The sequence below is a fragment of the uncultured Helicobacter sp. genome (assembly GCF_947367035.1).
Classification (GTDB): Bacteria; Campylobacterota; Campylobacteria; order Campylobacterales; family Helicobacteraceae; genus Helicobacter_D.
Genome location: NZ_CANBCA010000037.1, coordinates 1 through 11,859 on the forward strand (window position 1 = coordinate 1; position 11,859 = coordinate 11,859).

Below are 11,859 nucleotides of genomic sequence, written 5' to 3' on the forward strand. Positions count from 1 at the left end.
GGATAAGGTTTGCAGTGTTTGTATTGTGGTTGAGGTAGGAGAAGAAGTGGGTGAGTCCCCGCGTAATTTGTGTTAGTGGCTTTAGGAAAAACTTAATGGTAAAATAGAGTAAAAGAGAACCGACAACAATTAATACCGCATTAATTCCTAAGTTTTTCAAAGCCGTGATATTAGCTGCTTTTGTGTAATCTTCGTAATTTGCACTTGCAACCATAATCCAACCAAAAGGCATTACTTGATAGTGCGCAATTCGTTCTGTATTTGTATGATCTACTAGATTAATAACATTGTGTGGATTTTGTTTTGCAGCTTTTACAATAGCGATTTCTTGTGGTGTTGCTTTGCCATCTAGCACAAGTTCTGTAATCTCGTGAGAGACAGTTTCACCATTTTGGTCTAAAATATAAATATTGAGGCTTGGGAAGTCTGGAGTATCAAAGTTTTTAAATCTTTCTTGGAATAAATCTAAAGGAATATCCGTTGCAATGACTCCGGCGAATTTACCTTCTTGAAAGAAAGGTAATGCCGCAGTTGCTAAATGCTGCCCTGCAAGTTTACCACCTTTAGAAAGATAAGCAGGAGTTACGATGAAGCCACCTTTTTGTTTGGCTTGCACATACCATTGAGCCTCCCGCATATCTTTGTATGCGGAGGGAATTGGAGTGAGAGTATTGCTAAAGCTGGCAGGAGCTTTGTCTTCTAGCCATTCATCAATAAAGTCCCCATTGTCTTCATATACTACCCAAATATCAGGATATTTTACGGTGTATTGAACACCTGATAATGCTCTACGAACTGAAGCGAAATCATCACGTTGAATATGGTTAAGTTGTTCTGCTATAAATTTCAAATGTTGTTCCGCTTCAATATTCATTGTGATATTGATAGTTGTGTAAGAAGCCTTTAAAATACTCTCCTGCAACAAATGATACACTTTTGCAGAATCATCTATGGTGTTTCTGTAATTTGTAACGGCACTGATGCTAATCATAATAACAAAGGTCATCACGATTACTCCTGCAATTTTTGTAACCAAAGTAGCTTTCATAAAATACCCTTTACCTTGTTAAAGAATTTAAATACGGTGTTAAACATACTATATTATCAAAAATTCTTTGTGAAATATCTTAAATTTGTGTTTAAATGATTTATTTTATTGCTGTTTAAAGATTGAAAGAATGGAGTAGTTTGGTAGAGATTGCCAAAGCAATCTCTTGAAGAATTGAAGTCGGTTTATGCAAGTTGTGCTTTGAGCATCCAAATTGCTTTTTCTAAGCCAACGATTTTTTCATCTGCTAATGAGGCGGTCGCTTTATCATCAGCCTCATCAGCTAAATCCGAAAGAGTTTTAAAAGATTTCAAAAAATACTCATAATCTGGCAAAATAGATTTGATGATAGTTTTAGAATCAAAGCTTGTGCCTTTGTCCTCTTTGATTTTGCTAGCAGCCAACATATCTTTTAAGGTTACAAAAGGTTTTTCGCCGATTTGAATGACACGTTCCGCTACTTCGTCCATTTGGTCTGTAACCTCATCATACATTTTTTCTAATGCCGTATGTGCAGGGTGGAAATCCGGACCTTTAACATTCCAGTGATAATTATGAAGTTTGATATAAAATACTGCTGAATCTGCTTGAATTTGCTTTAATGTTTGAACAACTTTATTCATTGTTATCTCCTTGAAATAAAATATTTATAATTATACAGAGGGGATTCTTAAGGAAAAATAATTATTGATAGCCTCACCTCCTTTTATAAAAGCGAATATAATAGCAAGGAGTGTCGTGATGAAATCTCTAAATCTGCTTTAACGGGCGTTTAAAAACAATTAATTGTCAATTATCCACCTGTCTGGTAAAATGCTCTTTGAGAGATAATGTTTTCATTCCAATCGTTTTTTTCTGGCTTATTTTCTACGCAAATCTTTAGTTGCGATAAAATTTCCTCTGAATTTCCTCGTAACATTGCCTCTTTAATATCTATTGCATTATTGTGGTAAAGACAAGGAATGAGTTTGCCCTCACTACTTAGTCGGATTCTGTTACAAGTTTTGCAAAAGTTGTCATTATGCGGGGCAATGACGCCAAAAATATAATCAAGATTCCGTTGCACCCCCAATCTCTCTTCGACCTCTTTTTGTGGAATTCTAAAAAGCGTTGCAGGTCCGATGATTTCCTTTTCAAAAATTTGTGTAGAATATTTTTCTTGGACTTTTGCTAAGATTTCAGTAAGTTTTAATCCCGCGATTCCACCTTTAGCGTGCGAATTTTCCATATATTCAATGAAACGCACCATTATGCCAAGTTTCATACCATATTCTAAGATAGCGAGGATTTCATCTTCATTGATGCCTTTGAGCGGAACCATATTGAGCTTGACTTTAAGTCCAATCGCGTGCGCAGTTTCAATTCCTTTTAGGATTTTTGCTAGTCCATCTCTCTTGGAAATGCAAAGGATTCTATCTTTTTGCAAGGAATCTAGAGAGATGTTAATTCGCTTTAATCCCGCATCTTTTAAAGGTTTAGCAAGTGGGGCAAGCAAAAAAGCATTAGTGGTGAGCGCAATGTCAATGTGTGGTGCGAGGGTGCAGATTTGCGCAATAAATTCAACGATTTTAGAGCGTAAAAGTGGCTCTCCACCCGTGATTCTAAGCTTTTTTACTCCTTCATTAATGGCGACTTTGACGAAATGCAATACGGATTCTAATGGCACATCTTCTTTTTCATCTCCTAAGTCCATTGGCATATTTGGCATACAATAGGCGCAACGGAAATTGCACCTCTCTGTTACGCTAATCCGCATATAATCAATCGTCCTGCCGAAACTATCTACTAACACACTTGCTCCTGAAATTTGAAATTTAGAATCCTACCAAAAGAGTATGAAAAAAGCTATAATTTTGCCAAAACTTCGTGTATTTTTAAGTTTTTGTAATTTAGGGGCTATTTTGACAAAGTTTTTAATGCCTTGTGTCCTTTTATGTGGTGGCACAGGCACAAGAATGGGGCGGTTAAAGCAAGAATTGTTGTTGGATATAAAAGCACAAGAGACTTTAGCAGACTTCCAAGTAAAACGCTTACAACAATGGTTTGTAAATTTATATTTTTCTGCTAAGGTTGCGATTCCAAACGCATTTAAGATGGAGACTATTTTAGATTTAAACACAAAAGAATTGCCTCTAAGAAATGCTAGAGATTTGCAAGACTTCTCCAAAGAGCAATTCGCACCAATTTTTGGCTTGCAGAGTATTTTAGAATTTTTGCAATGTGATGTTTTTGTGATGAGTATTGATACACCCTTTTTGGATTATGATTCTATCAGGTTGATTTTACGCACTTTTGGAGAGAATCACAAACCAACTTTTGCTAAAAATATTAAAATTCATCCTTTATTAGGTGTTTATACATTAGAATCTCTCTCACTCATTAAAGAACAAATTACTAAAAAGGAATATAAATTGATGCGCCTTTTAGAAAAAATCAATGCACAATTTGTAGAAATAGGAGAGGATAAAACACAGAATCTTAATACGCCCCAAGAGTATCAAGAGGCTTTAAAACAAATTCAACTTCAAATAAAGGCATAAAGTGGCAGATGAACAAGAAAAAACTGAAGCTCCCTCCGCACGAAAGATTGAAAAAGCACGAGAGGAAGGAAATGTTCTAAAAAGTCCTGATGTGAATGCGTTTTTGGGGCTTACTATGGGGTTGGTGCTTATTTTTTTATGCTTTAGCTTTTGGGTCAAAGGCGTGAGTAATGTATTTGAGCAAATTTATCAGCAATTTTCTCAAGATTTAACACGAGAGAATGCAATGTCTATTGCTATTTCTCTTGTGCTTCAGATTCTTTATCTGCTTGCGCCAATTTTTGGATCTTTAATGCTAATTGGTGTGATTGCTAATGTCGCACAAAGTGGATTTTTGCTAACGATTAAAGCAATTCAGCCAAAATTGCAAAAGCTGAATTTCATTAGCGGAATGAAGAATCTTGTTTCTCTTAAAAAACTCCTTGATGGATTCTTAATTACTTTTAAAGTAATGACCGCCTTTGTCATTGCATTTTTTGTTTTTATTGGGTTTATGCACGAGCTTACTACTGTTGCACTATTTCCTATCGGAGACCAAATGCTATGGTTTCGTGATAAAGCGTTGATTTTGATTGGAATCTTGCTTGCGTTTTTTATGGTAATGGCGAGTGTGGATTATCTGATTAAACGTTACCAGTATTTTAAGTCTTTGCGTATGAGCAAACAAGAGGTAAAAGATGAGTTTAAAAATATGGAAGGAGACCAGCAAATTAAAGGAAAGATTCGTTCGCTTATGTTTCAAGCTGCACGCAAACGAATGATGCAAAATCTCCCTAGTGCCGATGTCGTTGTAACCAATCCTACGCATTATGCGGTGGCTTTGCGTTATGATAGTCAAAAAGAACGTGCGCCCCGTGTGTTAGCCAAAGGGGCGGATTTCCTAGCTCAACGCATTAAAGAAATCGCCAAAGAACACGAAATCCCAATTATAGAAAATCCACCTTTAGCCCGTGCTTTGTATAAAGATGTGGATTTGGATATGGAGATTCCAGAAACACTATATCAAGCAATGGTAGAAGTGTTAATCAAAGTCCAAAAAATCAATGATGAGCGCAGAAGAAAGGCGAGTTAATCATCTGTAAAGAATTTTGCCCACGCTTACAAAATTATCGGAATGTGTGCCACGATTCTATAAGTGGAATCTCACATATTAAGAAATCAAATTTTACGAAAACTTAAAGCCTCTAGCAAATGTTGCTTTTGAATCTTTGGACTTAATTCTAAGTCGGCAATTGTGCGTGAAACACGCAAGATTTTATCGTATCCTCGTTTGGAGATTCCAAACTTTTCACACGCAATTTCTAGGGTTTCTTGTGTCGCGGAATCTAATGTGCAGTATTTTTCTAGCTCTGCACCTTGCAAACGAGAATTAAAGCAAGTCTGTCCGCGCCTTCTTTGAAACGCAAAGCTCTGCAAGACAGAGTTTTGTAAAGCCATAGAATTTACTTGGTGCGTGCTTTGGTTGCCCTCTTGCATTTGCACAAACAAATCCAACCTATCCCAAAATGGCTCGGAAATTTTGGATTTGTAAGCGTTGATTTCCTTTTGATTGCAGCGGCATTCTTTGCTAAGACTTAAGAGGTTGCCACAAGGACAAGGATTCATTGCACCCACAAATATAAAATTTGTAGGATAAGTGATTTTTGCCTGTGAGCGTGAAATGGTAAAATGATGATTTTGCAATGGTTCGCGTAGGGATTCTAAAATGCTTTTTGGAAAGTGAGGTAACTCATCTAAAAACAAGACACCAAGATGAGCCATACCAATTTCTCCGTGTTTGATATTTTGCCCAATAGCACTTCCTAATATGGCGGCTTTGGTTGCGCTATTGTGTGGGTTACGAAAAGGTCGGTGTGGAGAGATTTCAAGTGTATTAGCCGCCATTTGCAAGATTTCATAGAGTGTTAAGGGGGGTAGAATGTAAGGAATCCTTGTAGCAATCATACTTTTACCGCTTCCTGCACTTCCCTCAAGCAGAAGATTGTGGAATCCGCAGGCTGCAATGAGTGCGGCGCGTTTGGCACGTTCTTGCCCAATAATATTGTGAAAATCAAGCGGAAAATCTTGTGTATAATAATATTTTTCTCCCGCAATCTCTTGGTGTAAAAAAGGTAAATCGCAAAGGTGTGATTCTAAAGGTGGTAAATTTTGTAAAGTTTCAATCGCCTCTTGGAGGCAATCCACATAATAAGCTTTTAAGTTCGGGAGTTTGGAGTAAAATTCCTGCGCGACTTTAGGAAGCAAAAAGAAGGAATCGGCTTGTTCTTTGTCACTTAAAAGAGAGAAAAGCAAAGGGTAGATAGAGGGGCTATCTTTAATGCGTCCATCTAACCCAAGTTCCCCAAAAGCAAAGGTTTTTTTAGGTTTAGATTCTAGATTTGATTCAGTGATTTCATTAAGACTAGAAGTGCCATTGAGTGCAATTAATAATGCGATAGGCAAATCATAAAAGCTACCTTGTTTTGGAATATCTGATGGGGAGAGATTGACATTAATTTTTAATGGTGGAAATTTGAAGTGATTAGCAAGTAAAGAGGATTGCACACGCTGTTTGGATTCTTGAATCGCATTACCTGCAAGTCCGGTAATACTAAAGGAGGGCAATGCACGTGTGAAGCTCACTTCTACTTCTACAATTTTTGCTTCAAGTCCTACTTGTGCCGCACAATAAAGTAGGTTTAATCCCATATTTTTCCTTGTTTTAGGTTCCAGTGTATCGGAAGTTTATAAGAATTGCAAACATAAAGTAGCGGATTTTACAAAATTATTTTTTGTATGAATCAAATAGTAACACAATTTTGATAGAATTTAACTTCTTAATTTTTGCGATTCCTTGCGGAATCTCGTAATGACGCAATGGCAATAATAAGTGTAAAGTCGTGTTAGATTTTAAAAGGGTTTTCAACCACTCTTTTTCTATCTACAATATAAGGAATCAAAGCCATTTGTCTAGCGCGTTTGATTGCAACTTCTACACGTTCTTGCCATTTTTTAGAGTTACCTGTTAGTCGGCGAGGCATAATTTTGTAACGTTCAGAAAGTGAATGCTTAAGCATTTCAACATCTTTGTAATCAATAAAATCAATTTTTGCTTCTGTGTATCTGCAATATCGTTTAGAATATCTTTTTTTCTCTGCCATAATTTATCCTTTAAAATGGTATTTCTTCATCATCAATGTCAATTACAGGAATCTCGTTGTCTTTAGCTTTTTTTGGTTTTGGAGCATTTTGCTGAATATTTTGTGTTTCGTAGTGGTTGTAGCCACTATTACTACCTTGCACACTCTCATCATAGCTATGATTTTGATAATTACTGCCCCCATAGTTTCCGCTATTTCCGTAGTTTCCACCTTCATTTCTTGAGCCTAGCATTTGCATATTTTCAGCAGTAATGCTATGTTTGCTGCGTTTTTGTCCGCCATTATCTGTCCAACTCTCCAATACCAAACGCCCTTCAATCAATACAGAAGAACCTTTTTTAAGGTATTGATTTGCCACTTCAGCAGTTCGTCCAAACAGATTTACATCAATGTAGCAGACTTCATCGCCTTGCGAACCATCTTGTTTTTTAAAGCGGCGATTGACTGCAAGCCCGAGTTTAGCTAACGCAGAACCACTAGGTAAATAACGTAGTTCTACATCTCGTGTTAAGTTTCCTACTAAAATGACTTTGTTAAACATTTAATATCCTTAAAGCTTACCCTTATTCTTGGGGAGCCTTTTCTTCTGCCTCTTTGAGTGGAGCAGATTTTTTGTTGTTAATAGCCGTATCTACCAAAATCTCCCAAGCTTTTTGTTCCTTTTTGCTCTCGTATTTAATCACAATAAAGCGTAAAATATCTTCATTAATGCGATAGAGACGTTCTAATTCTAAAACAAGTTTTGGCTCTGCCTTGAAATAAATGACAAAATAATAGCCTCGTTTGTTTTTTTTGATTTCATAAGCAAGGTTGCGCATACCCATATCCAAGGTTGCACTAATTTCGCCACCATTGTTGATAATAGCGGTTTTATAAAAATCAATCTTTTGGGTGATTTCCTCTTGTGTGAGAGTGGGTTTGACCACAAACATAGTTTCATAGAAACGCATAAAGTCTCCTTATGGATTTGCCCTTTTGCAACTCAAAAGAGCAAGGATTTAAAATTTACAATAACGTAAAGGAACAAATTCTATCTTAAAATTGCTTGAATTTTTATTAAAGTATTCAAAAATCCATTGCCTTTGTTTGCACCCTTTAAGGAATCCTCTCTCCAAGCATTCAACACATAGAAAATAGATTCAAATTGGGATTCTCTTAATAGAATCGCAAAATGTTTTTTTTGTTCTAATAATAAAGGAGGTAGTTTGTAGCCTAAAACCTCTTGTGATGTAGCTTCGCCATAGATTCTAATATGGCTTGAAAATAAAAATAAGACAAAAAAATATTTTTGCACCTCATTAATGAGTGCCACTTCTTCAAAGCCTTGTTCTAAAAAATGTGATAGTTTATCAAAATAAGGTTTTTTAAGTAGTAGAGATTCTAAAATCTCCTCTAGCTTCACACTGCCTAAGCTAAATCCCAAGCCCTCTACGATTTCTGCATTAATTTCTTGGTCAAAAATTGCGAATTTTTTGAGTTCTGCGATACTTAATCCTAAATCAAAATTTTGAAGTTCAAGGATTTTGCGTAAGTTAAAATCAGAGATTTGGATTTTAAGATTCTGCGCATATTCTTTTAAAATCATCATTGCCTCATTTAAGTTTGGGGTAAAGAATCGCACCTCAAAAATACCAGATTTTGCAAGACTTGGAGAAAAGCTTGAAGCCATTGCACGTGCGTCAGCCATATATTCGCTTATGCTTTTGTTTTCTGCTTGATAAAATTCTATGATTAAATAACCAAAGCCATTTTTCAATAAGGAATTTATCAAAGAATCTAGCTGCTTTTTGGGGATTTTTTTGTCTATTTTAATCCAAACAAGTGCTTCATCACCAAAAAGTGAGCCTTGTGAGAAGCATTCAAGTGCGCTTTGAAAATCAAATTCACTAAAATAAAAACTATTTTTTTCACACCCTTTTGCAAGGAGGCTTTGCGCAATTTTTTCTCCATAATAGCCAATTAAAAATATCTCTTCACCATAAAGTAGAATTGCGCGTATTTCTGCTTTGTTAGTAAGTTTTGTTTCCAGCTCTTTTTTATACATTATTTCTTCTTGCGCTGATGGAGAAATTTTGGATTGGCATAGGGATTCCTTCTGTTGCATTGGATTGCTTTGGAGATACTTTGTGCTTTCTCTTTGGCTCTTTGTTTGGTTTGTTTTTCTCTTTGATACATTTTGGCAAAAAGATATTTAGAGATTTGTTCACTTCGAATCCCAAAACTTTCATCATAGCTTTCTACGATTCTACCATAAATTTTTGCTGTTGCGATATTTACATCTATAATTTGAATGCGCACTTTTTGGTATTGAACCCCCTCACCTTTGAGGCTAATGACACGTGCACCCTGTAAAGGGGGTGCGGTAAGAGAGATAAGTTTGGGTGTAGAGTCATTTAAAATGAAGCCTAAAAATGCCTGTCCGATTCTATGGTTTAGGAATCGCGCAAATTTGCGGTCTTTGAAATCCATTTCTATTTTTGCAACTTCGCGCTCCTTTTGGCTTAAATCTTCGCAAAGTAAAGGTAAAGATTCTCTGCAATCTTTGCAAAGTTTGATTTTTGCCTTTAGGATTCTATGTAAAAGCAAGTCACTATAACGGCGAATTGGCGAGGTAAAATGACTATAAGCTTCAAATCCTAATCCAAAATGTCCGATATTGTGGCTAGCATAAAGAGCTTGTGGCATAGATTGGATAATGAGTTTATCCACTTCACTTATTAAGTTTGTAAGTTTTGCGGCTTGTTGCGCTTTCAAAATAGCCTGATGAAATGCTTTGGGATTGCGTGGAATTGCCTTTTCCCAAATACCTATTTCCTTAAGTTTTGCAAATAGTTCTGCGATTGCATCGGGCTTTGGCTGTGAATGAACACGATAAATGCCTAGTTTTAGGGTTTCATCATTTTGTGTCGTCTTTTTAGTTTGTAGTTTCGCGCTTTCAGTGTTTGCTAAAAGCATACATTCTTCAACGAGCTGATGACTAGGTGTTTGGGATTCTATTTTAATGTTTTTTAGTTCCAAGTTTTTATCTAGTTCCATTAATTTTTCATCACTCAAAAAATCAAAGCCAAATTTTAAACGTTTGGCACGTAATTTTTGGGTTAGTGCATAAAGATTTAAAATCGGTTTTTTTAGTGTAGGTAAAATTTGTTTGCTTGCGCCACTTTTTAATAATTCATCTACTGCTTCATAGGTAAGTTTTTGCCGCACTTTAATCACTGCTTCAAATAATTCGCTATTTAGCACAGCTTTGGTGCGTTTATGCAAGCGAATTTTCCAAACCATTGCAAGCCGCAATTTACCCTCGTTTAAGGAGCAGAGATTCTCACTCAAAGTGCGGGGCAGCATTGGAATAGATTTGTGCGGCAAATAAATGCTAAAGCCGCGATTCTTTGCCTCTAAATCTAATGGAGATTCTTCTTGCACGTAATAACTTACATCAGCAATTGCGACATAAAGCATAGAGGAATCCGCATCAAAGTAAATCGCATCATCGTGGTCTTTTGCCCCGATTGGGTCTATTGCATAAAAGGGTAAATGTGTGCAGTTGGTGCGTTCTTTGAAGTCTTTTAAGCGAACTTCTTTGAATCTCTCTGCCTGTAATTGCGCATTGAGATTGAAAGATTCTTGTCGGTCATAGAGGCAAAGCGTTAGAGTTTCATCAATTTTTGGGTCTTCTAATGTGCCTAAAATCTCCAAGATTTCGCCATTTTTGGGATTAAGCTTTAGAATCGTATGAGAGGGTAGAGTTTTGAGCGATTTTTGACTCGCTTTGATTTTATAAGGAATCTCATTAGGAATTGAAATTGCGATACAATCTAGCTTGTATTTTTCAAGATAACAAAGGACAAATTTATCTTTAGATTCTAAAATGGTTAGGATTTTTGCGCGAGGGCGGTTAGAGTGATGAGAATTGTTGAGCAGTTTGGCTAATACAATATCGCCCTTTTGCACCCTCTTTAGCATATTTTTTTCTACAAGCCAATCTTGCTCACTTAATTTTAGTAGTGGCAAGACGAATCCATAACCAGTGCGTGTTAATTCTACTCTGCCAATGCGAAAGGATTTTTTCAAAAAATAGCGGTTTTTGTGCAAAGTCAGCACATCAAAGCGCAAAAGCAGTTCCAAGGTTTGTTTAAAAGAATCTGCAAGCTTAAAATCTAGTGGAATCCCAGCGTGCAAAAGGTTTAAAAACTCATTCATCAATTAAAGAATAATTCTCTTTGGAGGAATCAATTTCTCTATCTAGTCGCATATCTTTTAAAGTTGCGTCAAAACTCTCCAAATCTAAGTGGTATCGTTGCACCAAATCCCTTGCTTCTTGGATTTGTTCTTTACTTGCAATTTCATAAGGGCTAATAAGTGTATTCAACACTCTTAAAGGGTAGATATAAATTTTCAATTCTTCTTTTAGAGTAGGGTTCTTTAAATGATGCATTACTTGCACCATCGTCTCTTCAAAACCCCAATGCTCAAACAAATGTTCTAAAACTTCAAATTGGTCGTAACCAAGCATACTTTTCTCAATTTCTAAAAATGAATCGGGATTAATCTTTTGCATAAATTCTTCTTGAATTTTTGCTTGTTTTAAACAATTTGAAATTACTACCATACCGATGTGCATAGTCAGAGCACAAGGGACTAAAACTTCAAGTAAATGGACTTGCCTTTTTTGCCACCGATATAAAAAGGCATTTTTAATATTAGAAACCTCAACAAACTGATTGACATCTAGTCTATAAGGAGTTAAATCTATCACAAATTTTGCCTTAATGGCATTAGCAATCGCCAATCCTTTTGATGTAGAGATTCCAAACATTGAAACGGCTTGCAAGACAGAATTGATTTCCCGATAATAACCATAGAGTGGGGAGTTTGCACTCTTGATTAAATCCATTGTCAAAAAAGGGTCTTGTTCAATGATATTAGCAACTTGTTTGATACTTGAATTTTCGTGTGCGCAAACTCTTTGCAATTCAGAAATTGTTTGAGGAAGTGGCGGCAACGCATCAATTTCATTGATTATAAAATCTTTCATTAATTGAATATCTTGTAACATAAAAATTAATTCCAAATTTAAAAGAATCAAAGAATCAAAGAATCAAAGAATCAAAGAATCAAAGAATCAAAGAAT

The 11,859-nt window shown here is 36.0% G+C and carries 12 protein-coding genes; 2 read left to right on the forward strand and 10 right to left on the reverse strand.

What is annotated here, in order from left to right; genetic code table 11:
- From Q0Y61_RS08940 to moaA, 3 genes are all read right to left on the reverse strand, one after another.
- Nucleotides 1–1,048 (reverse strand): cache domain-containing protein (locus Q0Y61_RS08940; RefSeq protein ID WP_366517299.1); only part of this gene is annotated, 1,048 nt, incomplete at its 3' end.
- A 185-nt stretch (nucleotides 1,049–1,233) separates the two neighbouring features.
- Nucleotides 1,234–1,671, reverse strand: coding sequence for a DNA starvation/stationary phase protection protein (locus Q0Y61_RS08945; RefSeq protein ID WP_297814263.1), 438 nt, complete (start codon nucleotides 1,669–1,671; stop codon nucleotides 1,234–1,236).
- Between the two features lie 170 nt (nucleotides 1,672–1,841).
- Nucleotides 1,842–2,840 carry a GTP 3',8-cyclase MoaA gene (gene moaA, locus Q0Y61_RS08950; protein WP_297814264.1) on the reverse strand — a complete coding sequence of 333 codons (999 nt, stop codon included), beginning with the start codon at nucleotides 2,838–2,840 and terminating at the stop codon, nucleotides 1,842–1,844.
- A gap of 43 nt (nucleotides 2,841–2,883) precedes the next feature.
- On the opposite strand from moaA, the gene Q0Y61_RS08955 reads away from it, so the two are divergent.
- Together Q0Y61_RS08955 and flhB are read left to right on the forward strand one after the other, a co-directional pair.
- A complete protein-coding gene (locus tag Q0Y61_RS08955; RefSeq protein ID WP_297814265.1) occupies nucleotides 2,884–3,588 on the forward strand; it encodes an NTP transferase domain-containing protein in 705 nt (234 codons plus the stop codon).
- 1 nt (nucleotide 3,589) lies between these two features.
- Nucleotides 3,590–4,660, forward strand: a complete 1,071-nt coding sequence (gene flhB, locus Q0Y61_RS08960; RefSeq protein WP_297814266.1) for a flagellar biosynthesis protein FlhB — start codon at nucleotides 3,590–3,592, stop codon at nucleotides 4,658–4,660.
- A gap of 86 nt (nucleotides 4,661–4,746) precedes the next feature.
- Here flhB and Q0Y61_RS08965 read toward each other — a convergent pair whose 3' ends face one another.
- From Q0Y61_RS08965 to Q0Y61_RS08995, 7 genes are all read right to left on the reverse strand, one after another.
- Entirely contained in the window at nucleotides 4,747–6,276 is a 1,530-nt protein-coding gene (locus tag Q0Y61_RS08965; RefSeq protein ID WP_297814267.1) for a YifB family Mg chelatase-like AAA ATPase, read from the reverse strand.
- Nucleotides 6,277–6,470: 194 nt separating this feature from the next.
- The gene (gene rpsR / locus Q0Y61_RS08970) at nucleotides 6,471–6,728 is read right to left on the reverse strand and encodes a 30S ribosomal protein S18 (protein ID WP_026944503.1); all 258 of its coding nucleotides are present in this window, start codon (nucleotides 6,726–6,728) and stop codon (nucleotides 6,471–6,473) included.
- Between the two features lie 10 nt (nucleotides 6,729–6,738).
- The gene (locus tag Q0Y61_RS08975) at nucleotides 6,739–7,269 is read right to left on the reverse strand and encodes a single-stranded DNA-binding protein (RefSeq protein ID WP_297814268.1); all 531 of its coding nucleotides are present in this window, start codon (nucleotides 7,267–7,269) and stop codon (nucleotides 6,739–6,741) included.
- 22 nt (nucleotides 7,270–7,291) lie between these two features.
- Nucleotides 7,292–7,678 carry a 30S ribosomal protein S6 gene (gene rpsF / locus Q0Y61_RS08980; RefSeq protein ID WP_297814269.1) on the reverse strand — a complete coding sequence of 129 codons (387 nt, stop codon included), beginning with the start codon at nucleotides 7,676–7,678 and terminating at the stop codon, nucleotides 7,292–7,294.
- An 80-nt stretch (nucleotides 7,679–7,758) separates the two neighbouring features.
- Nucleotides 7,759–8,832 (reverse strand): DNA polymerase III subunit delta, encoded by a 1,074-nt coding sequence (locus tag Q0Y61_RS08985; RefSeq protein WP_297814270.1) that lies wholly within the window; start codon nucleotides 8,830–8,832, stop codon nucleotides 7,759–7,761.
- Complete coding sequence (locus Q0Y61_RS08990) at nucleotides 8,772–10,928, reverse strand: ribonuclease R family protein (RefSeq protein ID WP_297814272.1); 2,157 nt, start codon at nucleotides 10,926–10,928, stop codon at nucleotides 8,772–8,774. Before Q0Y61_RS08990 ends, Q0Y61_RS08985 begins: the two co-directional genes overlap by 61 nt.
- Nucleotides 10,921–11,784: an HDOD domain-containing protein gene (locus tag Q0Y61_RS08995; protein ID WP_297814271.1), complete on the reverse strand. Its 864-nt coding sequence runs from the start codon at nucleotides 11,782–11,784 to the stop codon at nucleotides 10,921–10,923. The genes Q0Y61_RS08990 and Q0Y61_RS08995 overlap by 8 nt, the downstream gene beginning before the upstream one ends.
- Nucleotides 11,785–11,859: the final 75 nt, after the last annotated feature.

Coding starts and splice junctions, on each gene's coding strand:
- Q0Y61_RS08945 (WP_297814263.1), bottom strand. CDS start 1,671: ATGAATAAAGTTGTTCAAACATTAAAGCAAATTCAAGCAGATTCAGCA.
- Q0Y61_RS08955 (WP_297814265.1), top strand. CDS start 2,884: ATGAAAAAAGCTATAATTTTGCCAAAACTTCGTGTATTTTTAAGTTTT.
- Q0Y61_RS08965 (WP_297814267.1), bottom strand. CDS start 6,276: ATGGGATTAAACCTACTTTATTGTGCGGCACAAGTAGGACTTGAAGCA.
- rpsR (WP_026944503.1), bottom strand. CDS start 6,728: ATGGCAGAGAAAAAAAGATATTCTAAACGATATTGCAGATACACAGAA.
- Q0Y61_RS08975 (WP_297814268.1), bottom strand. CDS start 7,269: ATGTTTAACAAAGTCATTTTAGTAGGAAACTTAACACGAGATGTAGAA.
- rpsF (WP_297814269.1), bottom strand. CDS start 7,678: ATGCGTTTCTATGAAACTATGTTTGTGGTCAAACCCACTCTCACACAA.
- Q0Y61_RS08985 (WP_297814270.1), bottom strand. CDS start 8,832: ATGCAACAGAAGGAATCCCTATGCCAATCCAAAATTTCTCCATCAGCG.
- Q0Y61_RS08990 (WP_297814272.1), bottom strand. CDS start 10,928: ATGAATGAGTTTTTAAACCTTTTGCACGCTGGGATTCCACTAGATTTT.
- Q0Y61_RS08995 (WP_297814271.1), bottom strand. CDS start 11,784: ATGTTACAAGATATTCAATTAATGAAAGATTTTATAATCAATGAAATT.